Source organism: Mesorhizobium sp. GbtcB19, assembly GCF_019091085.1.
Classification (GTDB): Bacteria; Pseudomonadota; Alphaproteobacteria; order Rhizobiales; family Rhizobiaceae; genus Mesorhizobium.
This window is the reverse complement of record NZ_JAGXJY010000004.1, coordinates 349,091-375,969: the sequence shown is the minus strand read 5'-3', so window position 1 is coordinate 375,969 and position 26,879 is coordinate 349,091. Positions and strand designations below refer to the sequence as shown.

Here is a 26,879-nt window from a genome sequence, read left to right as displayed (position 1 = left end):
CCCGGCTTAAACGAGCGAGGCGCGCCGAGCGTTCCGCCGAAAACTTGGCGCGAACATGGCAAAGGTTAACGCGTTGTCATCAGCGGTTAACAAGGAGTGATAATTGCGCAACGGTGCCGGGATGCGAAGGCTCAACAAGGCTTAATGAACCCAGAGACGCCCGAATGCGGACCGGATTCTGTCGAGTGGGCCTTGGCTTTCCGGAGGCTCCTGATCCGGCAGCTCGATCAGCACCGTGCCATGGAATTCCTTGGGATAGCGCCCATAGAAGCCGATATCGTTGACGATCCGCCGGCCGCGAAGCGAGCGCTTCATATCCGGATGCGGCTTCAACGGTGAGTGGGCCAGTTGCCTTGCCTTTTCGACCAACTCGTCGAAATCCTGCCGTGTGAAATCATCCACCTCGTAGGCGATCTTCGAACGGACATAGCTTCCGGCGTTGATACGCTGCGCAATGAGCTTGAGCATATCCCAGACAGGGTCCCGGTTGGCGTCTGATCCCCCATTCTCCAGGGCCATAATGAGGTACCAGGCCGGCTGCCCCAGCCAGAACATGGTCAAGGCCGTGGCCTTGTCGCATTGCGGCTGACGCGCGATCCAAAACAGCGGGTCGATGTCCCAATCCCAGTTGAAGTCGAGCACGGCCCGGTGCCAATCGTCGGGAGAGGCATTTTCCAGCCAGGCGATCTGCTGCTGGATGCTATGCTCGTTCTCATCCATCGGGTGTCGGCTCGGTGTTCGCGGATGACCGGCGCTTGCCGGTGTCACCCCGCTACCTTGACACGCAATGGTTGCGATTTGCCTGCGCCCGACGCGGCAATTGGAACGATATCGAGGCCGGCGTCGTGAAACGCCGGCTCGTAGTCAGCTGGCGTTGGCGCCGGTGCGCGACAGGCCGTCCTTGGCCGGCTGGTAGTTCGGGTCGAGGTGGATCGCCTCGCGATAGGACTTGGCCGCCCTTACCTTGTCGCCGCGCTTTTCGTAGATCAGCGCCTGGTTGGCCCAGGCCTCGGCATTCTTGCCGTCGAGCTTGATGGCCATGTTGAAGTCGGAGAAGGCGTTGTCCTCGTCGCCCGTCGCCAGATAGGAGAGGCCGCGGCCGTTGTAGGGCTCGGCGGCGTCCGGCGCCAGCGAGATCGCGGTCGAGAAATCCTCAATGGCGAATTTGTGCTGGCCCTGGCTCTGATAGATCAGGCCGCGATTGTGGTAGGCGCGCGCGTCGGTGGTGTCGAGCTGGATCGCCTTCTGGAAGTCGTTGAAGGCATCCTGGGTGCGGCCCGCCTTACGGTAGAGATTGCCGCGGCCGATATAGGCGGCATCGTAATTGGCGTTGATCTGGATCGAGCGGTTGTAGTCGGCGAGCGCTGCCTCCTGATTGCCGAGGAAGCGCTGGATCAGCGCGCGGTTCGAATAGGCCTGGTAGAAGTTCGGATTGAGCTGGATGGCCTGGTTGAAATCCTTCAGCGCCGCCTGGTACTGGCCGCCACGGCCATAGGCCGAGCCGCGCACATTGTAGCCCTCGGGATCCTGCGGGCTGCGCTGGATGACCGCCGAAAGCGAGGAGATGTTCTCGCTCGACCCTTGCGCCTTGTCGATGTTGTTGAACTCGCCGGTCGGCGTCGTCTGGCATGCTGCAAGCGTCAGACCCGAAACAAGGGCTGCCGTCAGGGCGAAGCCGCGAAAAGCGGTTCTGCGCTCCACGGGTATAGCGTTCATCTTTGTCCTCACTGCCGCGCCGCCGTCAGTCCGTTCCCTCTCCGAACCGGCTCGAATCTGTAAACAAAAAGGTGGCGGCGATTCCACATCGCGCCACCTTCGGTATCCTTCGAAAAGGACGAAAAATAGGCGTTATGAGCGCGGCGAACGCGGCGCGCCGCCAGCACCAGCCGGAGCCGGACGCGGGGTCATCGGCAGCAGGCCTTCGCGCTGAGCGCGCTTGCGGGCCAGCTTGCGGGCGCGGCGCACGGCTTCCGCCTTCTCGCGGGCACGCTTCTCGGACGGCTTCTCGTAGTGACCGCGCATCTTCATTTCGCGGAAAATACCTTCGCGCTGCATTTTCTTCTTCAGCGCGCGAAGCGCCTGATCAACGTTGTTGTCGCGGACGAGTACCTGCACGGGCAATCCTGTCTTCGGGTTTGAAATCGTTAGGCAATCGGCCATAGCCGGGATGCCTCCGCGGCGAGTTGCACCGCGAATTGTGGGCGGCTGATAGCAGAATCAGCCTGGGATGTCCACCGTTGATTGCAGGAAAGCGTGATCAAAAACCGGAGCGCTCCACCTGCCCGCTATTCAGCCTTCCGCCGCCGCCAGATGCAGGCGCGCGAAATCCTCGAAGAATTCGCCGTAATCGCAGGTGATTTCCTCGCCGGCGGCGATGTCGCGCGTGGCGGTGGCGCCGCCATATTGCGAGAAATCCGTGTTCGGCCGTTCGGCATGGTTCATGAAGCGGCCATTGTCGACCTCATAGACCATGAAGCCGGGCTTGTCCGGGCTCGGGTAGGCGTAGCGGTCGAGCAGTTCTCTGAGATGCGCTGGCGCGGCCTCATATTTTTCCATCGGGATCAGCCGGTCGAAATCGGGATCGAGCCGCCAGATCGAAGCGCCTTTGCGGACCGGCTCGGCGGCGAAGACGCCGACGCCCTCGATGGCGCTCTGGGCAACATAGGTTCTGATCAGCAGCATCGTTCCGGTCCGATTTCGACGGGAAACGAAAATCGTCAAAACGAGCCGGAATGCAAGGCCGTATCGCGAGATTTCAGCGGATGAAGCATGTCTGCTGTCCACCTCGCGGATCACGTCCGGTTGATCGAGACTCCGCCATCGGCAAACAGCGCCGTGCCGGTGGTGAAGCTCGAGGCGTCGGAAGCCAGGTAAAGCGCGGAGCGGGCGATCTCCTCCGGCTGCGCCATGCGCTTCAGGGCATGGATGCCTTCGACGAAGGCGCGCGCCTCGGGCGTGGTGGTCGTGGCGCCGGGCGTATCGGTGCCGCCGGGCAACAGCGCGTTGACGCGCAGGCCTCTCGGACCATATTCGGCGGCCAGCACCTGCGTCAGCCCGATCAGCCCGGCCTTGGCAGCGGCATAGGCCGCCATGCCGGGCATGCCGGCGGTGTAGCCGACGAAGCTGGAGGTGAAGATCAGCGAGCCGCCGCCGCGCTCCAGCATGGCCGGTATCTGATGCTTCGCGGCGAGATAGGCGCTGGTCAGGTTGGTGTCCATCGTCTCGTGCCAGGTCGCCGGTGGCATATCCGGCACCGGTCCCATCGCGCCGACCGCGCCGGCATTGTTGAAGGCGATGTCGAGGCCGCCGAACTGCTTTACAGCGAGCTCCACCAAGGCCTTGGCATAGGCCTCATCCCTGACGTCGCCGGCCAGTGCCGCCGCCGTGCCGCCATCCGCCTCTATTTCACCGACAAGCGAGTCGAGCTCCTGCTGACGCCGCGCCGCGACGACGAGATTCGCGCCCTGCTCGGCGAACAGCTTCGCGGTGGCGCGGCCGATGCCGGAACTGGCGCCGGTGACGATGGCGACCTTGTTTGTCAGGGTGAACATGTCTCTGCATCCTTCCTCTATGCCGGGCTTACCGGCGGTTGGATGCTTGGTCGCAAATGGGGCAGGCCGGGGCCACCCGAAACCGGCAAAGGCCGCTATTGCCGCAACAGCCAGCCCAGCCGGTCCAGCGAGAAGGCGTAGCTGAAGGCGATCAGCAGAGCCATGATGATGCCGGCTGCCGTGTGGCCCGCCAGGTAGAATCCGCCAGCGCCACCGAACAGGATGACCAGCTCTAGCACCAGCCGCGCCGCGCCCGGTACGGGCACAGGTGCACGACCAGATCGGCTCGGATCGTTCGGAACCGCGAAGGTTCCCCACAGCGCGGCTGCAATAAGTGGCAAGGCCAAGGCGAGGAGCCAGCGCCACCAACCTTCGGACAGGCTCCAGGCCGCGATGCCAAGACCAAGCAGCGCCGCAAGTTCCAGCAGAAAGCGCAGGGTCAGATTCCACCAGGCGTTGCCCATCATCATCCTCCAAGTCTCGGAACAGCCGGTATGGCTGATCGCCGCCGCGGCTACCAGCCCGGATGCCATCCTTTCGGCATGGCGCAAAGCGGCAAGCGCCGTCGCAAACAGCGCAAGGATGACATCGCCGTTTCGCTAGTGATACACCTCGCGTGACGGGAGAGGCCCGGACCATATCCGCGATTTTTTGGCGCGAGGCTTAACGTGAAGAAATACTCGGTATTCGCCATTGCCCGCGAGGCGATGCGCGGCCACAAGGGCTGGGAAGAGCAGTGGACCTCGCCCGAGCCGAAGAAGGAATATGACGTCGTCATCGTCGGCGCCGGCGGACACGGTCTGGCGACGGCCTATTATCTGGCGAGCGAGCACGGCATCACCAACGTCGCGGTGCTGGAAAAGGGCTGGCTCGGCGGCGGCAACACCGGCCGCAACACCACCATCATCCGCTCCAACTACCTCTATGACGAAAGCGCCGGCATCTACGACCATGCGCTGAAGCTGTGGGACGGGCTCAGCCAGGAGCTCAACTACAACGTCATGTATTCGGCGCGCGGCGTCATGATGCTGGCGCACAACGTCCATGACGTGCAGGTCTTCAAGCGCCATATCCATGCCAACCGACTCAACGGCATCGACAATGAATGGCTGACGCCGGAGCAGGCGAAGGCATTCTGTCCGCCGCTCAATATTTCCAGGGAAGCGCGCTATCCGGTGATGGGCGCCGCGCTGCAGCGGCGCGGCGGCACGGCGCGGCACGACGCGGTCGCCTGGGGCTATGCGCGCGGCGCTTCGGCGCGCGGCGTGCACATCATCCAGAATTGCGAGGTCACGGGCATCAAGCGCGCGGCCAACGGCGCGGTCAGCGGCGTCGAGACGACACGCGGCTTCATCGGCGCCAAGAAGGTCGGCGTGGTCGCGGCCGGCCATTCCTCGGTCATCATGAACATGGCCGGCGTGCGCATGCCGCTGGAAAGCTATCCGCTGCAGGCGCTGGTGTCGGAGCCGATCAAGCCGGTGGTGCCCTGTGTGGTGATGTCGAACACCGTGCACGCCTATATCTCGCAGTCGGACAAGGGCGAGCTCGTCATCGGCGCGGGCACCGACCAGTATGTCTCCTATTCGCAGACCGGCGGCCTGCACATCTTGCAGCATACGCTCGACGCCATCTGCGAGATGTTCCCGATCTTCACGCGCATGAAGATGCTGCGTTCCTGGGGCGGCATCGTCGATGTCACGCCGGACCGGTCGCCGATCCTGGCCAAGACGCCGGTGCAGGGCCTCTACGTCAATTGCGGCTGGGGCACGGGCGGCTTCAAGGCGACGCCCGGCTCGGGCAATGTGTTTGCGCATACGATCGCGAAGGACGACCCGCACCCGATCAACGCGCCCTTTACGCTCGAGCGCTTCCGCACCGGCCGGCTCATCGACGAGGCCGCCGCGGCCGCAGTGGCGCACTGATGACGGCTCAGTTGCTTTGCGATCAACCGGCCGGCGCGCGCGCCGGTCACGGCAAGTTTTAGGATCACCCAGATGCTTCTCATCCGCTGCCCCTATTGCGAGGAAGAGCGCCCGGAACTCGAGTTCCGCAATGCCGGCGAGGCGCATATCGCGCGCTCCACCAACATTGCCGGCGAGAGCGACGACGATTTCGAGAAATTCTTCTTCATCCGCGCGAACCCGAAGGGCGTCATCTATGAGCGCTGGCGCCACATCCATGGCTGCGCGCGCTTCTTCAACGCGGTGCGCGACACCGTCACCGACAAGTTCATCATGACCTACAAGGCCGGCGAGCCGAAGCCCGCGAAACTGCCTGGAGCCGCGAAATGAGCGCTGCATTCCGCATCTCCGGCGCTGGTCGCCTCAGCCAGGCCAAGACCGCCTCCTTCAGCTTCGACGACAAGTCCTACACCGGCATCGAGGGCGATACGCTCGCCTCGGCGCTGCTCGCCAACGGCGTGCATCTGGTCGGCCGCTCGTTCAAGTATCACCGGCCGCGTGGCTTCCTGTCCGCCGGCGCGGAGGAACCCAACGCGCTGGTGCAGATCGTGCGTGACGATGCGCGCAAGACGCCGAATGTGCGCGCTACCGTGCAGGAGCTCTATGACGGGCTGACCGCCAATTCGCAGAACCGCTGGCCGTCGCTCGCCTTCGACGTCGGCGCGGTCAACGACCTTGCATCACCGCTATTTTCGGCCGGCTTCTACTACAAGACCTTCATGTGGCCGAAGTCGGCCTGGAAGAACCTCTATGAGCCGAAGATCCGCGCCGCGGCCGGCCTCGGCGTTTCGCCCGAGAAGCCGGACCCGGACCACTATGCCGCGCGTTATGCGCATTGCGAGGTGCTGGTGCTGGGCGGCGGCGCCGCCGGCATTGCGGCGGCACTTGCTGCGGCCGAGACCGGCGTGCGGGTAATCCTCGCCGACGAACAGGCCGAGTTCGGCGGCAGCCTGCGCTTCGAGAGCGGCGCCAAAATCGACGGCGAGAATGGCTTTGCCTGGGCACAAGCCGCGATCGCCAGGCTGAAGGCGATGGACAATGTGCGCGTGCTCTCCCGCACGACTGCCTTTGGCTATTACGCGCAGAATTTCGTCGGCCTGGTCGAGCGGGTCAGCGACCATCTCAAGAGTCCGGGCCGCGAATTGGCGCGCGAACGCTTGTGGCAGGTCCGCGCCAATCGCGTCGTGATCGCCACCGGCGCCATCGAACGCCACATGGTGTTCGCCAACAACGACCGTCCGGGCGTGATGCTGGCTTCGGCGGCGCGCACCTATCTCAACCACTATGGCGTCGCGGTCGGCAAGAACGTCGGCGTCTATACCGCCAACGATTCCGCCTACGCCGCGGCCATCGACCTCAAGAAGGCCGGCGTCAACATCGCGGCCATCGTCGACCTGCGCGACAATCCGGCCGGGCCGGTGATCGACGAGGCGAGGGCGCTCGGCATCGAGATCAATTTCGGCCGCGCCGTGGTCAGCGCCGGCGGCAAGCTGCGTGTGTCCTCGATGACCGTGCAGCCGAAGAATGGCGGCGGCGAGCGCACCATTCCGGTCGACGCGATCCTGATGTCGGCCGGCTGGACGCCGTCGGTGCATCTGTTCTCGCAGTCGCGCGGCAAGGTCGCCTTCAACGACGAGACCAGGCGCTTCGTGCCTGGCACCTACGCGCAGGACTGCGTGTCGGTCGGCGCCTGCAACGGCACGGACGGGCTGGATGCGACGATCGACGAGGCCTATGCGGCCGGCGCCAAGGCGGCGAAGGAAGCCGGCGGCAAGGATTCCAGCGGCAAGACGGGGAAGGGCGCCAAGCCGAAGGTCGATGCCGGCGAGAGCTGGTCGCGTGGCATGCTGGGTGCCGGGCCCGGCGCCGGGCCGGGCACCACGGTCAAGGCCTTCGTCGATTTCCAGAACGACGTCACCGCCAAGGACATCCGCCAGGCGGTGCATGAGGGCATGCGCTCGATCGAGCACGTCAAGCGCTTCACCACCAACGGCATGGCGACCGACCAGGGCAAGACGTCGAACATGCACGGCCTGGCGATCGCCGCCGACGAACTCGGCAAGCCGATCCCGCAAGTCGGCCTCACCACCTTCCGCGCGCCCTATACGCCGGTGACCTTCGGCTCGATCGTCGGCCACGCGCGCGGCGCGCTGTTCGACCCGACCCGCCGCACGGCGACGCATGGCTGGGCGGCGTCGCAAGGTGCCGTGTTCGAGGATGTCGGCCACTGGAAGCGCGCCTGGTATTTCCCGAAAGCCGGCGAGGACATGCACAAGGCGGTCGACCGCGAATGCGTGACGGTGCGCAAGGTGGGCGGCCTGTTCGACGCCTCGACGCTCGGCAAGATCGAAGTGGTCGGGCCGGACGCCGCGAAGTTCATGGAACTGCTCTACACCAATCCGTGGGAGAAGCTGGAAACCGGCCGCTGCCGCTATGGCATCATGCTGCGCGAGGACGGCTTCATCTATGACGACGGCGTCGTCGGCAGGCTGGCGCCGGACCGCTTCCACGTGACGACGACGACCGGCGGCGCGCCGCGCGTCATGAACCATATGGAGGATTACCTCCAGACCGAGTTCCCGCACTTGAATGTCTGGCTGACTTCGATCACCGAGCAATGGGCGGTCATCGCGGTGCAGGGGCCGAAGTCGCGCGAGATCATCGCGCCGCTGGTCGAAGGCATCGACATGTCGGATGAGGCGATGCCGCATATGTCGGTGCGCGAGGGCAAGATTTGCGGCGTGCCGACAAGGCTGTTCCGCATGTCCTTCACCGGCGAGCGCGGTTTCGAGGTCAACGTGCCGGCCGACTATGGCGAGGCGGTCTGGGAAGCGCTGTGGGCCGAAGGCCAGAAGCATGGCGCTGTCGCCTACGGCACCGAGTCCATGCACGTGCTGCGCGCCGAAAAGGGCTACATCATCGTCGGCCAGGACACCGACGGCACGGTGACGCCGAACGATGCCGGGCTCGACTGGGCGGTCGGCAAGAAGAAGACCGACTTCGTCGGCATTCGCGGCCTGACCCGCTCGGACCTGGTGGCCAAGGGCCGCAAGCAGCTCGTTGGCCTGAAGACCAAGGATCCGAAGGTGGTGCTGGAAGAGGGTGCGCAGATCGTCGCCGATCCCAAGCAGCCTATCCCGATGAAGATGATCGGCCACGTCACTTCGAGCTATTGGTCGGAGAATTGCGGCCGCTCAATCGCGCTGGCGCTGGTCGCCGGCGGCCGCGACCGCATGGGTGAGACGCTTTATGTGCCGATGCCGAACGGCACGGTCGAGGTGGAAGTCACCGGCATGGTGTTCGTCGACGAGAAGGGAGAGCACCTCAATGGCTAAGGCCGCCGCCAACACAAAAGCCACTGCTGCTTCCGTCGAACGGCGTCCGGCACTTGCCGGCCGCACGCTGTCGGCGCCGGGCGTGAAGGTGGAGATGCTGCCGCCAGCCGAGCGCATCTCGCTGCGCGCGCCGCAGGCTTCGCTTGCCGCGCTCTCCAAGGCGCTCGGCGTGACGCTGCCGGTCAAGCCGAAGAGCTCGGCGACGAAGGACGGGCGCACGGCGCTGTGGCTCGGCCCGGACGAATGGATGATCATCGACGAGGCCGGCAACGATCCGCTCGCCGACTGCGCCAAGGTGACAGTGCTGCATTCGGCGGTCGGCATCTCGCACCGCAATGTCGGGATCTCGGTTGCCGGACCCGCGGCCGCGGTGACGGTCAATTCGGGCTGTCCGCAGGATCTGTCGCTCGACGCCTTCCCGATGGGGGCTGCCTCGCGCACCATTCTCGGCAAATCCGAGATCGTGCTGTTGCGCACCGCGGCGGATGCGTTCCGGGTGGAGTGCTGGCGTTCCTTCTCGGACTATGTCTTTACTCTGCTGTCGGAAGCGGCGAGCGACGCGGCGAACTGAATTTTCGCAGCATCGGTTCGAAAGGAACCATCGCCTGTCCGCGCCGTTTCTGCGGTCTGCGAGGGAGATTGCCGATGCCGTCCAAACCTGCGCCGAAATCGCCAAGGAAGACCCCGGCCGTCCGCTCGCTGGAGCAGGAGCGGCATCACGAGATCGAGGAAGAGGAACTCGAGGAAGGCCTCGAGGACACTTTTCCGGCCAGTGACCCCGTGTCGATCACCAGCAGCGCCATCCCTGGCGCGCCGGCCAAGCCGGGCAAGGCTAAAAGCGTCGCGGGAACGAAATCGCGCCAGAAATAGGCTTGGGCGGATCGCCCAAGGCGACAAGCAAAACGAAAAAGGGCGGCCAAGTGCCGCCCGTTTTCGTTTGGGTCTTGGTGATGGTGCTTAGAGGCCAGGCACGAACCAGGGGTTCACGTCGATGCCGAGGCGCGCACCCTTGCTGGTGTCGCTCTTGGTGGTGTCGGCCTTTTCGACCGAACCGGTCGCGCTGCAATCAAGCTTCACATTGGCCTGGGTGCAGGCGGCGGGCGCATGCTTGGCGGGCTGGGCAGCGCCGGCAAAGGCGGCGCCCGAGAAAGCCAGCACGGCGGCGAGGGTGAGGATGGTCTTCTTCATGTTCCGTCTCCAGTCGTGTCCGTACATGTACAATGTAACGTACACATACGACCGGCAGAGGCGAAATTCAAGAGAAAATCTGTACGCGTACGACAACTTTTTTTGAACGTAGGAATCCGATGCCGCGGATCAAGCGATCGCGGCGCATGATCACGACGACTTGATCAGCAGTCGACCGGTGTTTCGGTGAGCGGGGGGATATCCTGCGCCGACAGCGAGGCCACCATGAAATTGCACATGCGCTTCACGTAGGCCTCGGGGTCGCCGAAAGGATAAAACGGAAAGGTGATCAGCAGCGAGATCGTGCCGTGACCGACGGTCCACAGCATGGTGGCGATCGCGCGCGGGTCGCCCTTGAGCTTGCCGGCGGCGACGCAGGCCTCGACCCGCTTGATCAGCACCTTCATGGCCGGATTGCCTTCCTCCATGTCCTCGTAGCTGCGGCCTTCCGGCAGACGCGTTTTCTCGGTCATGAAGACGGTGCGGTACTCGTTGGGATTGCCGAGCCCGAAAGCGGCATATTCCGTCATCACCGCCTTGAGCGCCTCGACGGGATCATCGGCAGGATGCGCCTCAATGCGCCGCGCCAGCGTCTCGAAGGCGTCCTCGGCGAGCGCGAAGAGGATGTCCTGCTTATCGGCGAAATAGGAATAGACCGACATCGGCGCATAGCCGACCCGCTTGGCGAGCTTTCGGATGGTCAGGCCCTCATAGCCCTCTTCCTGCACGAGCTTGTGGGCGGCCGCGACCAGTTCGGAACGAAGTTCGGCTTTCTGCCGTTCGCGGCGTTTCTGAACGCTGAGCGTCAATGTTCGCCTGCCTTGTTGCTTGGTTGCCTCACGAAATTATATACGCTGTACGGAAACGGACAAGAGCGCGAACTGGTTCCGCTACGTCCGGGGTTAATGGAATTGCTCAGATGGCGCCAATGCCGCCGTCCAGCGCCAGCGTGTGGCCGGTCATGAACGAATTGGCCGGGTCGGCGAGGAACAGGATGCCGGTGGTGATCTCGTCGACCTCGCCGACACGCTTCATCGGCACGCCGCGGGTGAGCTCGGCAAGCGCATCGGCTTCGGGCGCGCCGCTGAGACGGACGAAGCCGTCGACCATCGCCGTTCTGGTGTGGGCGGGACAGACCGCATTGATGCGGATGCCCTTGCTGGCATATTCCACCGCCGCCGAACGCGTCAGCCCGACCACGCCATGCTTGGCGGCGGCATAGACCGAGAGCTTGGGCGCGCCGGAGAGACCGGCGACCGAGGCGACGTTGACGATGACACCGCCCTTGCCGCTCTCCCTGAACTGGCGCTCCATCTGCGGGATCTGGTGCTTCATGGCGTAGAAGACGCCGAGCAGGTCGACCTCGACCACGCGGCGCGCCTCCTCCGACGTCACCTGCGGCAGGCGCACGAAGGAATGCACGATGCCGGCATTGTTGACGGCGATGTCGAGCCGGCCGAATTTCTCGACGGCCAGTTTCACGAGATCCTCTGACAGCTTTTCGTCGGCGATGTTGCCGGCAAGGCAAGCTGTCTCTGTGTCGAGCGTCGCGGCGAAACCGCCGAGCGCAGCCTCGTCGAGATCGGAGAGCACCAGTCGCGCGCCTTCGGCGGCGAAGGCTTTTGCCGCGCCGCTGCCGAGGCCGCCGGTCGCGCCGGTGATCAGCACGGTCGTTCCCTCGAAACGGCCCATCCTCAGCGCTCCCGTTTTTCAGCTATTCTTGTCGATCAGTTCCACCGCGAGCGCGGCGAGCAGTTTTACCGCCTGGCCGTAGGTCTTGGCCTTTTCCGGATTGGAGGCGTTGCCGTCCAGCGCGCGGCGGTAGACGCCCTGGCAGATCGCCGCCAGCCGGAAGAAGGAGAAGGCCAGGAAGAAGGTCCAGTTGCCGATCGCCTCGATGCCGCGCCGCTTGCAATAGGCGGCGACATAGGCCTCCTCTGAAGGCAGGCCCGCCGCCGCGCGGTCGATGCCGCCGAGGCCACGAAAGCCCGAGGCATGCGGCAGCCGCCATTGCATGCATTGATAGGCGAGGTCGGCGAAGGGATGACCGAGCGTGGACAATTCCCAGTCGAGCACCGCGATGACCCTGGACTCGTCCTTGGCGAACATCATGTTGTCCAGCCGGTAGTCGCCATGGACGAGCGAAACGCGGCCGTCATCGGCCGGCATATGCGTCTCCAGCCAGGCAATCAGCCGATCCATGTCGGCGATGGTTTCGGTTTCGGAGGCGCGGTACTGGCTGGTCCAGCGGGCGAACTGGCGCTCGAAATAGCTGCCGGGCCTGCCGAAATCGCCAAGGCCGACGGCCTCCACATCGACATCGTGCAAGGCGGCAAGCGTGGCATTCATGGCGTCATAGATCGAGGTGCGCGCGTCATTGCCGGAAACGTCCGGCAATGACGGATCCCAGAAGATGCGGCCGTCGAGAAACTCCATGACATAGAACATGCGCCCGATTGGCGATTCCTCGCCTGAGAGATGCAGCATGCGCGGCACCGGCACCGCGGTACCGGCAAGCGCCTGCATCACCCGGAATTCGCGGTCGACCTGATGCGCGGATTTCAGCAGCTGCCCCGGCGGCTTGGCGCGCAACACGTAGCGACCGCTGGCGGCGGTCAGGAGATAGGTCGGATTGGATTGCCCGGACTTGAATTTCTCGATCGCGGACAGCCCGGCAAAATCCTGGATATGCGCTTCGAGATAAGGCGCAAGCGCTGTCTGGTCGATCGCAAGCGACGACTGGTCGATCGCAAGCGACGACTTGTCTAAAGTATTGGCGTCGCCACTCATGCGGTCTCGGGCTGGCGCTCGAGCAAGGTGAGCGTCAGCCAGCGGGCGGTCAGCGCGGGCTTTTTCGAACCCTCGATCTCGATGGTCACGTCATGCGCCGTCTGCACCCAGCCGGACGGCCTCACCTTGACGTCGGCAAGCACGAAGCGGGTGCGGATCCTGGCGCCGGTCTTCACCGGCGCCAGGAAGCGCAGCGTGTCGAAGCCGTGGTTGACGCCCATCTTGGTGTTTTCGAGCGGCGGCATGGTCTCGAAGGTCATCGCCGACAAAAGCGAAAGGGACAGGAAACCATGCGCGATGGTGCCGCCGAACGGCGTCTCGCGCTCGGCGCGCTCGGGATCGCAATGGATGAACTGGTGGTCGTCGGTGGCATCGGCGAACTGGTCGATCATGCGCTGCGTCACCGTGCGCCAGGGCGACACGCCGACCTCCTTGCCGACGCTTGCCAGAAGCAGATCCAGACTGATCGGTTCCACGCTGATGTCCTCCGCGCCCCCGCCCCGATTCCTTGAAACCGGGCGCCTTATTCCTTGAACCCCGCCCGGATTCCTTGAACCGGGCGTCCTATTCCTTGAACAACGTCATCCCATGCTGCACCGACTGGCCGCCGTCGATGGGCAGGATGGCGCCGGTGACATAGCTGCCGGCACGGCTGCACAAATAAAGCGTTGCGCCGGCAATGTCATCCGCCACGCCGATGCGGCCGAGCGGAACATGGTTACCAACATGTTTCGCCTGCTCCTTGGTCGCGGTGGCGAATGCCGTCATCCGGCTCTGGAAGGGACCGGGGGCAAAGGCGTTGACGGTGATGCGGCGGGCGGCGAACTCGATCGCCAGCGTACGCGTCAGATGGTGCACGGCGGCTTTCGAGGCGGTGTAGGAGTAGGCGTCGTCGGCCAGCGGCTGGGTGCCCATCACCGAGCCGAGATTGATCACGCGGGCCGGATCCTCGTCGCTCGCGGCGGCATCGAGCAGGGGCAGCAGCTCCCTGGTCAGGTGAAAGACGGCGGTGACGTTGACGCCGAACACCTTGGCCCAGGCGTGGTAAGGGAATTCCTGCAGCGGCGCGCCCCAGGAAATGCCGGCATTGTTGACCAGGATGTGCAGGCGCTCCGTGCGCGCCTTGACCTCGGCGACCAGCGCCGCGATACCGGCTTCGCTGGACACGTCGCCGGCAAAGCCTTCGGCCAGGCCGGAGCCGCCGAGCGCGTTCAATTCGTTGGCGACTTTCATGCAATCCTCGCCCTTGCGCGAGGCGATCATCACATGCCCGCCGGCGCGCACCAGCCCGGTCGCCACCATGCGGCCGATGCCGGTCGCCGCACCCGTCACCAGCGCGGTCTTGCCGGCGACCGAGAACAGCTTGTCCAGATAGCTCATCGCATTCCTCCGCATCCTGCCCCGGCCGGGGACTCGCCCAAGGACTCGCGTTGACAAGGCTAGCCGAAGTACGGTCATCCTTGCCACGGGTAAAGATGTATCTTCGGAAAGGCCGGAAGCGATGGCGGACATGAATCTCGGCATGACCGAACGGTTGAAGCCGATCCACCAGCGTGTGGCGGCGATGGTGCGCGATGAGATCGCGCCGATGGGCGAGGAGTTCCTCGCCGAGGTCGGCAAGAATGGCGACCGCTGGGCCTATACGACCAGGCAGGCCGAAATCCTCGAAGGGCTGAAAAAGACCGCGCGGGAGCGTGGGCTGTGGAATTTCTGGCTGACCGATTCCAAACGCGGCTACGGCCTTTCCACCGTCGAATATGCCTATCTGGCGGAGGAGATGGGCAAGGCGCATCTGGGCGCCGAGACCTTCAACTGCTCGGCCCCGGACACCGGCAACATGGAGGTGCTGGAGCGTTACGGCTCGGACACGCATAAGCGGGACTGGCTGGAGCCGTTGCTCGACGGCAGGATCCGCTCGGCCTATCTGATGACCGAGCCGGACGTCGCCTCCTCGGATGCGACCAATATTTCGATGTGCTGCGAGCGCCGGGGCGACGATTATGTGCTCAACGGCGAGAAATGGTGGGCGTCGGGGGCCGGCGATCCGCGCTGCGCCATCTACATCGTCATGGTCAGGACCGGGTCGGACGAGGAACCGCAGCATCGCCGGCACTCGATGATCCTCGTTCCCTCCGACAGCAAGGGCATCACCAAATTGCGGCCGATGCAGGTCTATGGCGACGACGACGCGCCGCATGGCCATATGCATCTGAGATTCGACGATGTGCGGGTGCCGGCGGCGAACCTGATCCTCGGCGAGGGCAGGGGGTTCGAGATCGCGCAGGGGCGGCTGGGACCTGGCCGCATCCATCACTGCATGCGCGCCATCGGCCAGGCCGAGATGGCGCTGGAGATGCTGTGCCAGCGCTCGGTGCGGCGCGAGGCCTTCGGCCAGCCGCTGGCCAAGCTCGGCGCCAATTTCGACATCATCGCCGAATGCCGAATGGAGATCGAGATGGCACGGCTGCTCTGCCTCAAGGCGGCCTGGATGATCGACCAGGGAGACCCTCGCGCGGCCGCCCCCTGGATCAGCCAGATCAAGGTCGTGGCGCCCCGCGTCGCGCTCAAGGTCACGGACGAGGCCGTGCAGATGTTCGGCGCGCAAGGCATCAGCCAGGACACGCCGCTCGCCCGCTCCTGGACGCATCTGCGGACGCTGCGGCTGGCCGACGGGCCAGACGCGGTGCACCGGCGGCAGGTGGCGCGCGCGGAACTGAAAAAATACACGCAGGAAAAGGTGTAACGGCCATGACGCTTCCATCGCAAATGCAGGGTCTGCTGCTTGTCGGCGACGGCTACACAAGGACGCCTTCGGCGGCCGCGCTGGAGGCGATGGAGCCCTATCTCCAGCCGGGCAGCATCGCGGTGCCGGAGCCCGGTCCGTCGCAGGCGCTGATCAAGGTCAGCCTCGCCTCGATCAACCCGTCCGACATTGCCTTCATCAAGGGCCAATACGGTCAGCCGCGGGTCAAGGGTCGGCCCGCCGGCTTCGAGGGCGTCGGCACCGTCGTTGCCACCGGCGACGACGCCTATGCGAGGAGCCTTGCGGGAAAGCGCGTCGCCTTCGCCACCGGCGTGTCGAACTGGGGGGCGTGGGCGGATTATGCGGTTGCCGAGGCTGCGTCCTGTATTCCCCTCATCGACACCGTGCGCGATGAGGATGGCGCGGCGATGATCGTCAATCCGCTGACGGCGCTCGCGATGTTCGACATCGTCAGAGAGGAGGGCGAAAAGGCCTTCATCATGACTGCCGGCGCCAGCCAGCTCTGCAAGCTGATCATCGGCCTGGCGAAGGAGGAAGGTTTTCGCCCGATCGTCACCGTGCGCCGCGACGAGCAGATTCCGCTGCTGAAGGAATTGGGCGCCGCCCATGTGCTCAACGAGAAGGCGGCGGATTTCGAGGTGACGCTGCGCGAGGCGATGAAGGCCGAGCAGCCGCGCATCTTCCTCGACGCGGTCACCGGTCCGCTGGCTTCGATCATCTTCAACGCCATGCCGAAGCGCGCGCGCTGGATCGTCTATGGCCGGCTCGACGCCGAACCGACGGTAATCCGCGAGCCCGGCCAGCTGATCTTCCAGCACAAGCGCGTCGAAGGTTTCTGGTTGGCCGAATGGATGCGGCAATTCCGCGACAGGCTGGGCCCGGCGGTGATGGAGGCGCAGAAGCGCTTTTCCGACGGACGCTGGTCGACCGACGTCACGGCGGTCGTGCCGCTGGACGAGGCGATGGCGCGGCTGCCGGCCGAGCTCGCCAGGCCCAACGGAAAGGTGTTCATCAGGCCGTAAGCACCGGGCGCCGATCGCCGCTGTTTTGGGATCGGAGCAATGGCTTTGAACACAGAACTGTGATCAGCGCGGCGGAAAAATGCCGCTGTTCCAACGTCTTTGCCCCGCGCCGGTAACTGTCACGCGCGGATTTTCTATTTCATTTCGATGTGATATCTCGCCGGCGCTGAAGGCCAGGCGGCGATGGGAAGAGCCGCCCTGGTCGGAACGCGGGGTGCGCTATGACGGTAACCAAGCCGGTTTTCGACCGTTTGGGGTTTTGGCTGTGGGTCGGGTCGTTTCTGGTCGTGCTTGGCCTGGCGCTGTGGTCGCCCGACGCGCGTTCGGTCGTCCATATCTACAGGCATGGCAGCGAAGCTTTTCTGAACGGCCAACCGCTGTATCACGTCGAAGTCGCCATGGGGTATCTGTACGCTCCCGCCTTCGCCGCCCTCTATGTTCCCCTGCTGAAGCTCGGGCCGTATCTGGGCAACATTTTATGGCACATGCTGGGCTTTTCGGTGCTGACCCTTGCCGCGATGCGTCAGGTGCGCAGGCTCGGCGGCGAGGAGCAAACATGGCTGCTTTCCTTCGGTCTTTTCCTTGCCTTGCCGGTGGCGCTGGCAGCGCTTCGCAACGGCCAGGCAACGATCCTGCTCGCCGGGGCATGCTGGTTGCTGACGCTGTCGGCACTCGAGGGGCGGCGGGCGGAGAGCTTCTTCTGGGCCACGCTTGCAATCATCGCCAAGCCGACCGCGATCATCATGCTGCTTCTGGCGGGAGCGCTGCGTCCCAGGCTGATACCGGTGCTGGCGCTGGCGGTGCTTGTCGTGCTCGCCATCCCCTATGGCTTTGCGTCGACCGACTATGTCAACGCGCAATACCATGATTTCTTCCGGATGCTGACGTCGATGACGGTCGATCCGACCGGCCCCTTCGTTCCGGCCGACTTCACGGCGCCTTTCACGCGGTTCGGGATGCCAATCCCTGAATCCGTGGCGACGATCGTGCGCGTCGTCGCGGGCTTGCTCACGCTCTGGCTGGTGCTCCAGTTCGACCGCAGGCTGGACCCTGACATCAGCGGACTCGCCATCTTCCTCGCCGCGGCGTTCTACATGTGCGTCTTCAATCCGAGGGTCGAGCAGAACACCTATGCCATGGTGGCGGTGCCTGCCGGTCTCGCCATCGCCCTGCTGTGGCGAGAGAAGGGAGCCGGGGCCATGCGATGGTTTTTGGCAACGCTTCTTTTCGTCACCGGGCTGACCAGCGTCGAGCCGCGGCTGCACGATCTTTTCCATCTTTGGTTCCGGCCAATCAGCATCAGCATCATCGCCTGCCTGCTGATCGGCTGGTTCTGGACGCAAGGCAGGCAGAAGATACCGGCTGCCGGAGCCGTTGCGCATGGCTGAGATGCTCGACGTCATCGCGCCGTTCTTCAACGAGGCCGAATCCGCGATTGCCTTCGTCGGTTTGCTCGACAAGCTCGAGGCGGCCGTGGCGGAGCGCTTCGGCATGACGGTCCGCAAGATCCTCGTCGACGACGGCAGCCGCGACGGCAGCGCCGAGATATTCGCCGCTTCATTGTCGGGCTCCTGGGAGATCGTGCGGCTCAGCCGCAATTTCGGCAAGGAAGCGGCGGTGCTCGCCGGGCTCGATCATTCGCGCGGCGACATGGTGCTGATCATGGATTCCGACCTCCAGCACTCCATGGACATCAGCCTGAAGATGATCGGCGAACTGGTCGACAACCCGGAGATCGACGTCGTCTTTGCGCAGAACGATCGGCGCGAAGGGAGCTGGCGGCGCAGCCAGCTGGCGCGGCTTTTCTACAAGGCGATCAACAGCAGCCAGCGCTTCGATATTCCCGAGAACGCCGGAGACTTCCGCGTCATGCGCGGCGCGGTGGCGCGGGCCTTGACCAGCGTGCGCGACAAGCGCCGCTTCAACAAGGGCCTGTTCGCCTGGGCCGGCTTCCGCCAGAAGGCGGTGCTGTACTCGCCGGAAAACCGCGCCAGCGGCACGTCGAAATGGAGCAGGTTCAACCTGATCGCCTTCTCGCTGGAAGGGTTCACTTCGTTTTCCGTGATCCCGCTGCGCGTCATCAGCCTCATCGGGCTGCTGGCGGCGTTTGCCGGCTTGGCCTATGGCGTGAAGGTCCTCTTCGAGGTGCTGTTCTACGGCGTCGCCGTGCCCGGCTATCCCAGCATCATGGTTGCCGTCGTGCTGCTGGGCGGGCTCAACCTGGCGCTGCTCGGGCTGATCGGCGAATATGTCTGGGTCACGCTCAGCGAAAGCAAGGACCGGCCCGTCTACATCGTGCGCGACGTCCTCCACGGCAACGCCGCCGAGCAGGCTGCCCCCGGCAAATGACCCGGTCGATCCGCCTGATCGCCGACGATTATGGGCTGGCGCCGGGCGTATCGAGCGCGATCCTCGACCTCGTCGAGCGCGGTCGCCTGACCGGAACCGGATGCATGACCGGTTTTCCCGAATGGCAGGAGGCGGCCGCGCGCATCAGACCCTTTCGGGGCAGGGCCGCCATCGGGCTGCATCTGACCCTTACAGATCAGATCGCCGCGGCCGGCCCCTCCAGCCTGGCGCCGGAAGGCAAGCTGCCGGGGCTCGCTTCGCTGGCGCTGCCGGTGCGGCGCGGGCGTATCGAGGAACGGGACGTTCATGCCGAGCTCGACGCGCAATACGGCCGCTTCGTCGAGGCGCTGGGCGGCCCGCCCGATTACATCGACGGGCACCAGCATGTGCATTTTCTTCCCGTGGTCCGACATTGGCTGCTCGCGCGTTTTGGGCAAAGCGCGCACAAGCCGGCGCTGCGAGGCGCACCGGGGCTCGCCGGCCTGGATGCCAAGGTTGCGGCGATCGCCACGCTGGCCGCCGGCTTCAACAGATCGATGCGGCGCGCCGGCTTCAGCGTGATGACGCCGCTATCGGGCATCTATGATTGGCGCCAGCCGGAGAAATTCGCCTCAACGCTGCGTGCCGCGGTCGATGGCTTGCCAGAACAAGGCGTCTTCATGTGCCATCCTGGCCATGTCGATGACATCTTGCGCAGGCGCGACCCGATGCAGGGCGTGCGCGAGGTCGAGTTCGATTTCCTGGCTTCCGACGATTTCGGCGCCAGCCTCGACAGGGCCGGGGCCCGTGTCATGGACGGCAGCTCATGAGCAGTGCCGGCCAGCCGCGGCGTTCGACCGGCGACAAGATCGTCCGCTTCGCCGTGGTCGGGCTGGTCAACACCGGTATCGACCTCACGACGTTTTTCCTGCTGCTCAAACTCGCGGCGCCGGCCTTGGCGGCCAATGTCGGCGCGTGGTTCGTCGCCGTGCTCTTTTCCTTCGTGGCGAACCGGTTCTGGTCGTTCGAGCGGGACCCGGACATCCGGCTGCACCATTCCTTCCTGCGCTTCGTCTCGCTGGGGGCGCTGATTTCGCTTGGCGTCTCCAGTCTGTCGATCGCCGTCCTGGCCGGGACCATTGGCGTGTGGCCGGCGAAGGTCATCGGCGTCGTGGTGGCCGCCGCACTGAACTTCCTGGCGGCACGCTGGTCGATCGAGGGGCGGCTGTTGCGATGAGTCCAGGGATTTCGCTGCCTGGCCGGCTGGATGTTGGGACCTGATCCATGATCTGCTCGTGCCGAAAGCGGTGGCGCGAAGATGGCGCAGGCGAGCTCCTGTCGGCGAGCCCGGTGAGTCGAGATAATCGGGAACGTGAAGCCGGACTGCCGTCCCGGTCCCCGATCTCTGCCGTACTTTCGCGAAGGCTAAAGGTGCTAGCGCAAGCTTTCCAGGTCGCGGATGCGTTTGGCGCCGGCGGCTTCCAATTGCCTGGTCACGGCGCCGATCAGGGTTTCGGCGACGACGAAGAGCGCGGCGGACGAATCCCATGCCGAGGGCACGGCGGTGCGCCCGGCGATCACATGGCGGGCAAAGCGGGCGATCGGCGACAGCCACTGGTCGGTGAACAGAATGATCTGCACGCCACGCTGATGCGCCTTCTCGGCGAAGCGGATCAGGCTTTCCTGATAGCGCCGGATGTCGAAGATCACCAGCACGTCACGCTTGCCCATGTCGATCAGCCGGTCGCGCCAGATGCTTTCCTGGCCCGCCAGGTGGTAGACCTCGGGCTGGATAAGCGCGAGGTGGGCGGCCATGTAGCGCGCCAGCGGATCGGTGAAGCGGCCGCCGATCAGGAAGGTCTTGCCGCGCCGCTCGGCAAGCCGCGCGGCGATGTCGGCGAGCTGCTTGTCGCTGAGGTGACGGAACGTCTCGCGCATATTGTCGAGCGTCGCCTCCAGCATCGGCGAGACGGCGCCGCTGGGCGAGGACGGATCGAGCGCGCGCGATGCCGGCGACTGCAACTGCGCCGCCAGTTCGTCCTGCAGCGCCGACTGGAACTCAGGGTAGTTCTGGAAGCCGAGCCTGGCGACGAAGCGCAGGATCGTCGGCGAGGACACGCCGGCCGCGGTCGAAAACTCGGCGACGGTCTTCAGCCCGGTCAGCGGATAGTTAGCGATCAGCGTCTGGGCGGCGCGGCGCTCGCCGGCCGGCATCGTTCCGATGCGGTCCGAGATCAGTTCGGCAATGCTGGAAATCATGGTTTTCCCCCGCCTCTTGGCCCGCCGCCGCCGTTTTCCGGAATTCGCGTTTGACAAAGCCGTTTAAACTGTATGAAATCATTCACCGGGACGCAATGAGGCAAAATACGTAACATAAGATACAGCGCTCCCAAGGGGACGGCAGTATGGAGAAAGCACGGCCCGCCAGCCTTGCACCGTCGGAAACCGTAAGGGTGACCAACCCTGGCGGCTCGAGCCCTTTCGTCTTCACCTGCGACCACGCCTCGAACTTCCTGCCCGCCGAATTCGGCACGCTCGGCCTGCCGGCCGAAGACCTGACCCGCCACATCGCCTGGGATCCGGGCGCGCTTCCCGTTGCCTGCCGCATGGCCGAGGCGCTGGACGCTCCTTTGGTCGAAACCCGCGTGTCGCGGCTCGTCATCGACTGCAACCGGCCGCTCGATGCGCCGGACCTGGTGCCGCCGGTCAGCGAGACGACAGCCATTCCCGGCAATGCCGGCCTTTCCGAGAAACAGCGTGCCGCGCGGGTCGATCTGTCCTGGCGTCCTTTCCACGACACGATCGCGCAGATCATCGATGGACGGCTGGCGCGCGGCCAGGAGACGCGGCTGGTGTCGGTGCACTCCTTCACGCCGGTCTACAAGGGCAAGAGCCGGCCCTGGCATATCGGCATCATCCACGATGAGGATCGCAGGCTGGCTGCGCCACTGATATCGGCGCTGCGCCGGCTTGCTGGCGTCACCGTCGGCGCCAACGAACCCTACTCGCCGGCCGACCGCGTCTATTTCACGCTGGAGCGGCACGCGCGCTCGCGCGGCCTTGCCTGCGCGATGATCGAAATCCGCAATGACGAAATCGCCGGCGAGACCGGGCAGCGGAAATGGGCGGATCTGCTCACCGGCATATTTTCCAATCTGGAGCCCGAGGAGGCCAGGGGCTCGCGACAACAAGCAATGGGAAAGTCAGTACTTACGGCCAGCCAAGAACGATAAGGGGAACTCCAACATGACAACGGATCACGCAGAGAAATCGGAGGACGTAAAGATCCTTCACAGCATGGGCTACGCCCAGGAATTGGCCCGCCGCATGAGCGGCTTCTCCAACTTCGCCATTTCCTTCTCGATCATTTGCATTCTGGCAGGCGGCATCACGTCGTTCCCGCTGGCCATGGGCACCGGCAGCGGTTTCGAGGCGAGCATCGGCTGGATCATCGGCGGTGTCTTCGCCCTCGTGGTCGCCGCTTCGCTTGGCCAGATCGGCTCGGCCTATCCTACCGCCGGTGGCCTCTACCATTGGTCCTCGATCCTTGGCGGGCGCGGCTGGGGCTGGGCAACAGCCTGGATCAATCTGCTCGGCCTGATCTTCGTCGTCGCCTCGGTGAATGTCGGTGTCTACCTGCTGTTCCAGGGACTGGTCGCTGGACCGATCTTCGGCTGGGACACGTCGACGTGGGGCTTCTGGCAGCAGACGACGGCGGTCGTCATCATCACCGTCACCCAGGGCCTGTTCAACCATCTCGGCATCAAGACGACGACGATGCTGACCGACTTCTCGGGCTACCTCATCCTAGTTGTCGCGGTCGTGCTGACGCTCACCTTCCTGATCTGGGGCGCGCATGGCTTCGAGCTGTCGCGGTTCACGACCTTCGTCAACACGACCGGCGATCTCGGCGGCGGCTACGTTCCGACGGCCCGCACGGCGTTCGTGGCCTTCCTGATCGGTCTTCTTTATCCGCTTTACACGATCACCGGCTTCGACGCCTCGGCGCATACCGCCGAGGAGACGCACAATGCGCGCGTCGCGGTGCCCAGGGGCATGATCCACGCGGTTCTGTGGTCTCTCGTCTTCGGCTTCGTCATGGCGGTTTCCTTCGTCGTCGCGAGCCCCGATCTGGTGGCGACCGCCAAGGACGGCGGCAATGCCTGGTTCAACCTGTTCAACAACCTGCCGGCGCCGACCTGGCTGAAGGATCTGCTCGGCATCGCCATCGTGGTGTCGAATTACCTGTGCGCGCTGGCCGGACTGACATCGACCTCGCGCATGATCTTCGCCTTCTCGCGTGACGGGGGCCTGCCGGGGTCGTCCTTGTGGAAGCAGGTTTCGCCGACCTGGCGCACACCGGTGCCCGCCATCTGGCTCGGCGTCGTGCTGTCGATCGCCGCCACGCTCTATTCGCCGGCTTTCGCGGCGCTGGCGGCAGGCTGCGCTCTCTTCCTCTACGTCTCCTACGCCATGCCGGTGGCGGCAGGCCTGCTGGCGGAAGGCAAGACCTGGACCGAGTTCGGCCCGTTCCGTCTCGGCATCTGGTCGAAGCCCTTCGCCATCGTCACCGTGCTCGGCGTCCTGGTGCTGATGTATGCCGGCATCCAGCCGCCCTTCGACATCCTGATCAACTACGCCATCGGACTGATCATTCTGCTGGTCGTCCTTTGGTTCGGCATCGAATCGCGTCGCTTCAAGGGCCCGCCGATCGGCGCCGACATTGCTCGTCGCGCGGCGGAGATCGCGGCCGCGGAAAAAGCCGTCGGCCAGACAGCGAGCTGACGGCGACACAATACCGCCCGATCGACCCAGGCCGATCGGGCATCGACGTGCAGGACCGGCCAGCCAAGAACCAGAGGGGAATTCCAATATGACGACACCGGGTTATACCGAGTCAGACAAGGCGGAGGACGTAAAACACCTCCACAGCATGGGCTACGCCCAGGAACTGGAGCGGCGCCTCAGCCGCTTCTCGAATTTCGCGGTTTCCTTCTCGATCATCTGCATCCTGTCCGGCGGCATCAACTCGCTGGCGCAGGCGACGTCGGGCGCCGGCGGCATAGGCATCGGCATCGGCTGGCTGGTCGGCTGCTTCGTGTCGCTCACCTTCGCCGTCGCCATGTCGCAGATCAGCTCGGCCTATCCGACGGCCGGCGGCCTCTATCATTGGGGCTCGATCCTCGGCAATCGCGGCACCGGCTGGGTGACGGCCTGGCTCAACCTGCTTGGCCTCATCACCGTGCTCGGCGCCATCAATGTCGGCACCTGGACCTTCTTCATCGGCGCCTTCGGTCCGGCGCTCCACATCGACGGTTCGCTCACCAACCAGATGATCTTCCTGGTCATCATCACCGGCGCCCAGGCGCTGATCAACCATCTCGGCATCAAGCTGACGGCGAAGCTCACCGATTTCTCGGGTTACCTCATCTTCTTCGGCTCGATCCTGATCGCGGTGGTCTGCATGGCCTTTGCGCAATCCTGGGATTTCGGCCGTCTCTTCACCTTCCACAACTATTCGGGCGACGCCGGCGGCGGCGTGTGGCCGTCGGTCTCGAACGGGTGGGTGTTCGCGCTCGGTCTGCTGCTGCCGATCTACACGATCACCGGCTACGATGCTTCCGCGCATACCTCGGAAGAGACCATCAAGGCGGCGTCTTCCGTGCCACGCGCGATGGTGATGTCGGTCATCTGGTCGGCGCTGTTCGGCTACTTGTTCCTCGCCGCCTTCGTGCTGATGATCCCGAACATGGACGATGCAGCCAAGCAGGGCTGGAACGTGTTCTTCTGGGCTTTCGACCAGCGCGTCCCCTCGGGCATCAAGGAATTCGTCTATCTCGTCGTGTTCATCTCGCAGCTTCTGTGCGGCCTCGCCACGGTCACGTCGGCATCGCGCATGATCTTCGCCTTCTCGCGTGACGGCGGCCTGCCAGGCTCGGCGGCGCTCGCCAAGGTCAGCCCGACCTATCGCACGCCGGTGGCGGCGATCTGGACGGCCTCGATCCTGTCGGTGCTGTTCGTGTGGGGCTCGTCCGTGGTCTCGGTTGCCGGCACCTCGGCCTATACGATCGTGGTGTCCTGCACCGTCATCTTCCTGTTCCTCTCCTTCACCGTGCCGATCGTGCTCGGCATGATGGCCTGGGGGACGCCGAAATGGGACAAGATGGGGCCGTGGAACATGGGCCGCGGCATCTTCATGCTGTTCGCCTTCCTGTCGATCGTGTCGATGATCCTGATCTTCGTCATCGGTATCCAGCCGCCGAACGACTGGGCGCTCTACATCACCGTCGGCTTCTTCATCCTGACGGCGATCGTCTGGTTCGCTTTCGAGCGCAACCGCTTCCAGGGCCCGCCGCTCGGTGACATCATCGCCGCGCGCCAGGCGGCCATCAAGGCAGCCGAACAGGCGGTCGGCGAGACTGGCCACTGACAAACGACACCAAGGCCATGGCCGGCACCATGCCGGCCATGGCTTTCGTCTCTCCCTTTCAACGACCAAGCACTGGAGCGCCAAAGGAATGGCCGGGAATTTCTCGTTCGATCAGTTGAAGAAGGCGGTCTCGAATGGCGAGATCGACACGGTGCTCGCCTGCATCGTCGACATGCAGGGCCGGCTCTCGGGAAAACGCTTCCTGGCTCAGTATTTCGTCGATTCCGCGCATGGCGAGACGCATGGCTGCAACTATCTCTTGGCCTGCGACATCGATATGGAGCCGGTGCCGGGCTACAAGGCGGCGAGCTGGTCGAAGGGCTATGGCGACTTCGTCATGAAGCCGGACCTGTCGACGCTGCGGCGCATTCCATGGCTGGAGAAGACGGCGCTGGTCATCTGCGACGTGCTCGACCATCACACGCATGAGGATCTTGGACACTCACCCCGCGCGATCCTGAAGAAGCAGGTCAAGCGCCTGCAGGAGCGCGGCTATATCGGCTATTTCGCCTCCGAGCTCGAATTCTACCTGTTCAGCGAAACCTACGATTCCGCCCGCAAGAAGCACTGGCAGGGCCTGGACTCCGCGTCGCCCTATATCGGCGACTATCAGATCGGCATCACTTCCAAAGAAGAAGGCGTCATGCGCCGGCTTCGCAACGAGATGGAAGCCGCGGGCATTCCGATCGAGAATTCCAAGGGCGAGTGGGGTCCCGGCCAGGAAGAGATCAATGTGCGCTACGCCGAGGCGCTCGACATGGCCGACCGCCACGTCATCCTGAAGAACGGCGCCAAGGAGATCGCCGATTCCGAAGGCAAGGCCATCTCTTTCATGGCCAAGTACAATTACGGGCTCGCCGGCAATTCCAGCCACATCCACAACTCGCTGTGGAGCGCCGACGGCAAGACGCCGCTGTTCTTCGACAAGAAGGCGGACTGGACGCTGTCCAGCCTCGGCCAGCAATGGGCGGCGGGCCAGCTCAAATACGCCAAGGAGTTCACCTGGTTCCTGGCGCCCTACATCAATTCCTACAAGCGCTTCCAGGCTGGCACCTTCGCGCCGACCAAGATCATGTGGAGCGAGGACAACCGCACGGCGGGCTTCCGGCTTTGCGGCGAAGGCACCAAGGGCATCCGGATGGAGTGCCGCATCGGCGGCGCCGATCTGAACCCCTATCTCGCCTTCGCGGCGCTGATTGCTTCCGGTCTTGCCGGCATCGACGAGAAGCTGGAACTGCAGAAGCCCTTCGTCGGCGACGCCTACCAGGCCTCGCGGCTGCCGGAGATCCCGAAGACTTTGCGTGACGCCACCGAGACGCTGGCCAAGTCGAAGATGCTGAAGCAGGCCTTCGGCGAGGAGGTGATCGAGCACTATGTGCACACAGCCCGCTGGGAGCAGTTCGAATACGACCGCCGCATTACGGATTGGGAACTGCATAGGGGCTTCGAGCGGTACTAGAGTGCCGCGAGATCGGCACTGCCTGCCTTCGCTGAAAGAAGGGCGGGCAGC

The 26,879-nt window shown here is 64.5% G+C and carries 29 protein-coding genes; 16 read left to right on the top strand and 13 right to left on the bottom strand.

Annotation, left to right across the window (positions count from 1 at the left end; genetic code table 11):
• Positions 1-141: 141 nt before the first annotated feature.
• The 6 genes from KVT37_RS10770 to KVT37_RS10745 form a co-directional block, all read right to left on the bottom strand.
• Complete coding sequence (locus tag KVT37_RS10770) at positions 142-720, bottom strand: DUF4274 domain-containing protein (RefSeq protein WP_217572503.1); 579 nt, start codon at positions 718-720, stop codon at positions 142-144.
• 144 nt (positions 721-864) lie between these two features.
• The gene (locus tag KVT37_RS10765; protein ID WP_217572502.1) at positions 865-1,716 is read right to left on the bottom strand and encodes a tetratricopeptide repeat protein; all 852 of its coding nucleotides are present in this window, start codon (positions 1,714-1,716) and stop codon (positions 865-867) included.
• Positions 1,717-1,848: 132 nt separating this feature from the next.
• The gene (rpsU, locus tag KVT37_RS10760; RefSeq protein ID WP_042639546.1) at positions 1,849-2,115 is read right to left on the bottom strand and encodes a 30S ribosomal protein S21; all 267 of its coding nucleotides are present in this window, start codon (positions 2,113-2,115) and stop codon (positions 1,849-1,851) included.
• A gap of 174 nt (positions 2,116-2,289) precedes the next feature.
• Complete coding sequence (locus tag KVT37_RS10755; protein WP_217572500.1) at positions 2,290-2,682, bottom strand: SET domain-containing protein; 393 nt, start codon at positions 2,680-2,682, stop codon at positions 2,290-2,292.
• Between the two features lie 110 nt (positions 2,683-2,792).
• A complete protein-coding gene (locus KVT37_RS10750; RefSeq protein WP_217572498.1) occupies positions 2,793-3,551 on the bottom strand; it encodes an SDR family oxidoreductase in 759 nt (252 codons plus the stop codon).
• Between the two features lie 95 nt (positions 3,552-3,646).
• A complete protein-coding gene (locus KVT37_RS10745) occupies positions 3,647-4,021 on the bottom strand; it encodes a YrdB family protein (RefSeq protein WP_254633921.1) in 375 nt (124 codons plus the stop codon).
• A 24-nt stretch (positions 4,022-4,045) separates the two neighbouring features.
• On the opposite strand from KVT37_RS10745, the gene KVT37_RS33790 reads away from it, so the two are divergent.
• From KVT37_RS33790 to KVT37_RS10720, 6 genes are all read left to right on the top strand, one after another.
• On the top strand, positions 4,046-4,171 hold the full coding sequence (locus KVT37_RS33790; protein ID WP_306796798.1) for a hypothetical protein: 126 nt from the start codon (positions 4,046-4,048) through the stop codon (positions 4,169-4,171).
• A 48-nt stretch (positions 4,172-4,219) separates the two neighbouring features.
• Complete coding sequence (locus KVT37_RS10740; RefSeq protein WP_217572496.1) at positions 4,220-5,473, top strand: sarcosine oxidase subunit beta; 1,254 nt, start codon at positions 4,220-4,222, stop codon at positions 5,471-5,473.
• Positions 5,474-5,545: 72 nt separating this feature from the next.
• Positions 5,546-5,842, top strand: coding sequence for a sarcosine oxidase subunit delta (locus KVT37_RS10735; protein ID WP_140808277.1), 297 nt, complete (start codon positions 5,546-5,548; stop codon positions 5,840-5,842).
• Complete coding sequence (locus KVT37_RS10730) at positions 5,839-8,847, top strand: sarcosine oxidase subunit alpha (protein WP_217572494.1); 3,009 nt, start codon at positions 5,839-5,841, stop codon at positions 8,845-8,847. Before KVT37_RS10735 ends, KVT37_RS10730 begins: the two co-directional genes overlap by 4 nt.
• A complete protein-coding gene (locus KVT37_RS10725) occupies positions 8,840-9,418 on the top strand; it encodes a sarcosine oxidase subunit gamma (RefSeq protein WP_217572492.1) in 579 nt (192 codons plus the stop codon). The genes KVT37_RS10730 and KVT37_RS10725 overlap by 8 nt, the downstream gene beginning before the upstream one ends.
• Positions 9,419-9,492: 74 nt before the next feature.
• A complete protein-coding gene (locus KVT37_RS10720; protein ID WP_217572490.1) occupies positions 9,493-9,717 on the top strand; it encodes a hypothetical protein in 225 nt (74 codons plus the stop codon).
• Positions 9,718-9,804: 87 nt separating this feature from the next.
• On the opposite strand, the gene KVT37_RS10715 is transcribed toward KVT37_RS10720, so the two are convergent.
• From KVT37_RS10715 to KVT37_RS10690, 6 genes are all read right to left on the bottom strand, one after another.
• Complete coding sequence (locus KVT37_RS10715) at positions 9,805-10,035, bottom strand: DUF680 domain-containing protein (protein ID WP_217572488.1); 231 nt, start codon at positions 10,033-10,035, stop codon at positions 9,805-9,807.
• A 164-nt stretch (positions 10,036-10,199) separates the two neighbouring features.
• Positions 10,200-10,844, bottom strand: a complete 645-nt coding sequence (locus KVT37_RS10710; protein WP_217572486.1) for a TetR/AcrR family transcriptional regulator — start codon at positions 10,842-10,844, stop codon at positions 10,200-10,202.
• A gap of 106 nt (positions 10,845-10,950) precedes the next feature.
• Positions 10,951-11,727: an SDR family NAD(P)-dependent oxidoreductase gene (locus tag KVT37_RS10705; protein WP_217572484.1), complete on the bottom strand. Its 777-nt coding sequence runs from the start codon at positions 11,725-11,727 to the stop codon at positions 10,951-10,953.
• Positions 11,728-11,745: 18 nt separating this feature from the next.
• Positions 11,746-12,825, bottom strand: a complete 1,080-nt coding sequence (locus KVT37_RS10700; RefSeq protein ID WP_217572482.1) for a phosphotransferase family protein — start codon at positions 12,823-12,825, stop codon at positions 11,746-11,748.
• Complete coding sequence (locus KVT37_RS10695) at positions 12,822-13,307, bottom strand: MaoC family dehydratase (protein ID WP_308642605.1); 486 nt, start codon at positions 13,305-13,307, stop codon at positions 12,822-12,824. Before KVT37_RS10695 ends, KVT37_RS10700 begins: the two co-directional genes overlap by 4 nt.
• A gap of 82 nt (positions 13,308-13,389) precedes the next feature.
• A complete protein-coding gene (locus KVT37_RS10690; protein WP_217572478.1) occupies positions 13,390-14,205 on the bottom strand; it encodes an SDR family oxidoreductase in 816 nt (271 codons plus the stop codon).
• 121 nt (positions 14,206-14,326) lie between these two features.
• Between KVT37_RS10690 and KVT37_RS10685 the strand changes: the two genes are divergently transcribed.
• From KVT37_RS10685 to KVT37_RS10660, 6 genes are all read left to right on the top strand, one after another.
• A complete protein-coding gene (locus KVT37_RS10685) occupies positions 14,327-15,568 on the top strand; it encodes an acyl-CoA dehydrogenase family protein (RefSeq protein ID WP_217572476.1) in 1,242 nt (413 codons plus the stop codon).
• A 5-nt stretch (positions 15,569-15,573) separates the two neighbouring features.
• Positions 15,574-16,611, top strand: coding sequence for a zinc-binding dehydrogenase (locus KVT37_RS10680; RefSeq protein WP_217572474.1), 1,038 nt, complete (start codon positions 15,574-15,576; stop codon positions 16,609-16,611).
• Positions 16,612-16,832: 221 nt separating this feature from the next.
• Positions 16,833-17,999 (top strand): glycosyltransferase 87 family protein, encoded by a 1,167-nt coding sequence (locus KVT37_RS10675; RefSeq protein WP_217572472.1) that lies wholly within the window; start codon positions 16,833-16,835, stop codon positions 17,997-17,999.
• Entirely contained in the window at positions 17,992-18,960 is a 969-nt protein-coding gene (locus tag KVT37_RS10670; protein WP_217572470.1) for a glycosyltransferase family 2 protein, read from the top strand. The genes KVT37_RS10675 and KVT37_RS10670 overlap by 8 nt, the downstream gene beginning before the upstream one ends.
• Positions 18,957-19,769: a ChbG/HpnK family deacetylase gene (locus KVT37_RS10665; protein ID WP_217572468.1), complete on the top strand. Its 813-nt coding sequence runs from the start codon at positions 18,957-18,959 to the stop codon at positions 19,767-19,769. The genes KVT37_RS10670 and KVT37_RS10665 overlap by 4 nt, the downstream gene beginning before the upstream one ends.
• A complete protein-coding gene (locus tag KVT37_RS10660) occupies positions 19,766-20,176 on the top strand; it encodes a GtrA family protein (RefSeq protein WP_217572466.1) in 411 nt (136 codons plus the stop codon). Before KVT37_RS10665 ends, KVT37_RS10660 begins: the two co-directional genes overlap by 4 nt.
• Before the next feature lie 197 nt (positions 20,177-20,373).
• Here KVT37_RS10660 and KVT37_RS10655 read toward each other — a convergent pair whose 3' ends face one another.
• A complete protein-coding gene (locus KVT37_RS10655; RefSeq protein ID WP_217572464.1) occupies positions 20,374-21,198 on the bottom strand; it encodes a MurR/RpiR family transcriptional regulator in 825 nt (274 codons plus the stop codon).
• Between the two features lie 146 nt (positions 21,199-21,344).
• Here KVT37_RS10655 and KVT37_RS10650 point away from each other — a divergent pair, with 146 nt between their 5' ends.
• The 4 genes from KVT37_RS10650 (at position 21,345) to KVT37_RS10635 (ending at position 26,828) form a co-directional block, all read left to right on the top strand.
• On the top strand, positions 21,345-22,172 hold the full coding sequence (locus KVT37_RS10650; protein ID WP_217572462.1) for an N-formylglutamate amidohydrolase: 828 nt from the start codon (positions 21,345-21,347) through the stop codon (positions 22,170-22,172).
• 13 nt (positions 22,173-22,185) lie between these two features.
• Positions 22,186-23,724 (top strand): amino acid permease, encoded by a 1,539-nt coding sequence (locus tag KVT37_RS10645; protein WP_217572460.1) that lies wholly within the window; start codon positions 22,186-22,188, stop codon positions 23,722-23,724.
• A gap of 88 nt (positions 23,725-23,812) precedes the next feature.
• Complete coding sequence (locus KVT37_RS10640) at positions 23,813-25,369, top strand: amino acid permease (RefSeq protein ID WP_217572458.1); 1,557 nt, start codon at positions 23,813-23,815, stop codon at positions 25,367-25,369.
• An 88-nt stretch (positions 25,370-25,457) separates the two neighbouring features.
• On the top strand, positions 25,458-26,828 hold the full coding sequence (locus KVT37_RS10635) for a glutamine synthetase family protein (RefSeq protein ID WP_217572456.1): 1,371 nt from the start codon (positions 25,458-25,460) through the stop codon (positions 26,826-26,828).
• Positions 26,829-26,879: the final 51 nt, after the last annotated feature.

Bases quoted from the DNA above. Each gene is read 5' to 3' on its own strand.
- KVT37_RS10770 (WP_217572503.1), bottom strand. From the start codon at position 720: ATGGATGAGAACGAGCATAGCATCCAGCAGCAGATCGCCTGGCTGGAA.
- KVT37_RS10765 (WP_217572502.1), bottom strand. From the start codon at position 1,716: ATGAACGCTATACCCGTGGAGCGCAGAACCGCTTTTCGCGGCTTCGCC.
- KVT37_RS10755 (WP_217572500.1), bottom strand. From the start codon at position 2,682: ATGCTGCTGATCAGAACCTATGTTGCCCAGAGCGCCATCGAGGGCGTC.
- KVT37_RS10750 (WP_217572498.1), bottom strand. From the start codon at position 3,551: ATGTTCACCCTGACAAACAAGGTCGCCATCGTCACCGGCGCCAGTTCC.
- KVT37_RS10745 (WP_254633921.1), bottom strand. From the start codon at position 4,021: ATGATGATGGGCAACGCCTGGTGGAATCTGACCCTGCGCTTTCTGCTG.
- KVT37_RS33790 (WP_306796798.1), top strand. From the start codon at position 4,046: ATGGCTGATCGCCGCCGCGGCTACCAGCCCGGATGCCATCCTTTCGGC.
- KVT37_RS10735 (WP_140808277.1), top strand. From the start codon at position 5,546: ATGCTTCTCATCCGCTGCCCCTATTGCGAGGAAGAGCGCCCGGAACTC.
- KVT37_RS10730 (WP_217572494.1), top strand. From the start codon at position 5,839: ATGAGCGCTGCATTCCGCATCTCCGGCGCTGGTCGCCTCAGCCAGGCC.
- KVT37_RS10725 (WP_217572492.1), top strand. From the start codon at position 8,840: ATGGCTAAGGCCGCCGCCAACACAAAAGCCACTGCTGCTTCCGTCGAA.
- KVT37_RS10720 (WP_217572490.1), top strand. From the start codon at position 9,493: ATGCCGTCCAAACCTGCGCCGAAATCGCCAAGGAAGACCCCGGCCGTC.
- KVT37_RS10715 (WP_217572488.1), bottom strand. From the start codon at position 10,035: ATGAAGAAGACCATCCTCACCCTCGCCGCCGTGCTGGCTTTCTCGGGC.
- KVT37_RS10705 (WP_217572484.1), bottom strand. From the start codon at position 11,727: ATGGGCCGTTTCGAGGGAACGACCGTGCTGATCACCGGCGCGACCGGC.
- KVT37_RS10700 (WP_217572482.1), bottom strand. From the start codon at position 12,825: ATGAGTGGCGACGCCAATACTTTAGACAAGTCGTCGCTTGCGATCGAC.
- KVT37_RS10690 (WP_217572478.1), bottom strand. From the start codon at position 14,205: ATGAGCTATCTGGACAAGCTGTTCTCGGTCGCCGGCAAGACCGCGCTG.
- KVT37_RS10685 (WP_217572476.1), top strand. From the start codon at position 14,327: ATGGCGGACATGAATCTCGGCATGACCGAACGGTTGAAGCCGATCCAC.
- KVT37_RS10680 (WP_217572474.1), top strand. From the start codon at position 15,574: ATGACGCTTCCATCGCAAATGCAGGGTCTGCTGCTTGTCGGCGACGGC.
- KVT37_RS10675 (WP_217572472.1), top strand. From the start codon at position 16,833: ATGACGGTAACCAAGCCGGTTTTCGACCGTTTGGGGTTTTGGCTGTGG.
- KVT37_RS10670 (WP_217572470.1), top strand. From the start codon at position 17,992: ATGGCTGAGATGCTCGACGTCATCGCGCCGTTCTTCAACGAGGCCGAA.
- KVT37_RS10665 (WP_217572468.1), top strand. From the start codon at position 18,957: ATGACCCGGTCGATCCGCCTGATCGCCGACGATTATGGGCTGGCGCCG.
- KVT37_RS10660 (WP_217572466.1), top strand. From the start codon at position 19,766: ATGAGCAGTGCCGGCCAGCCGCGGCGTTCGACCGGCGACAAGATCGTC.
- KVT37_RS10655 (WP_217572464.1), bottom strand. From the start codon at position 21,198: ATGATTTCCAGCATTGCCGAACTGATCTCGGACCGCATCGGAACGATG.
- KVT37_RS10650 (WP_217572462.1), top strand. From the start codon at position 21,345: ATGGAGAAAGCACGGCCCGCCAGCCTTGCACCGTCGGAAACCGTAAGG.
- KVT37_RS10645 (WP_217572460.1), top strand. From the start codon at position 22,186: ATGACAACGGATCACGCAGAGAAATCGGAGGACGTAAAGATCCTTCAC.
- KVT37_RS10640 (WP_217572458.1), top strand. From the start codon at position 23,813: ATGACGACACCGGGTTATACCGAGTCAGACAAGGCGGAGGACGTAAAA.
- KVT37_RS10635 (WP_217572456.1), top strand. From the start codon at position 25,458: ATGGCCGGGAATTTCTCGTTCGATCAGTTGAAGAAGGCGGTCTCGAAT.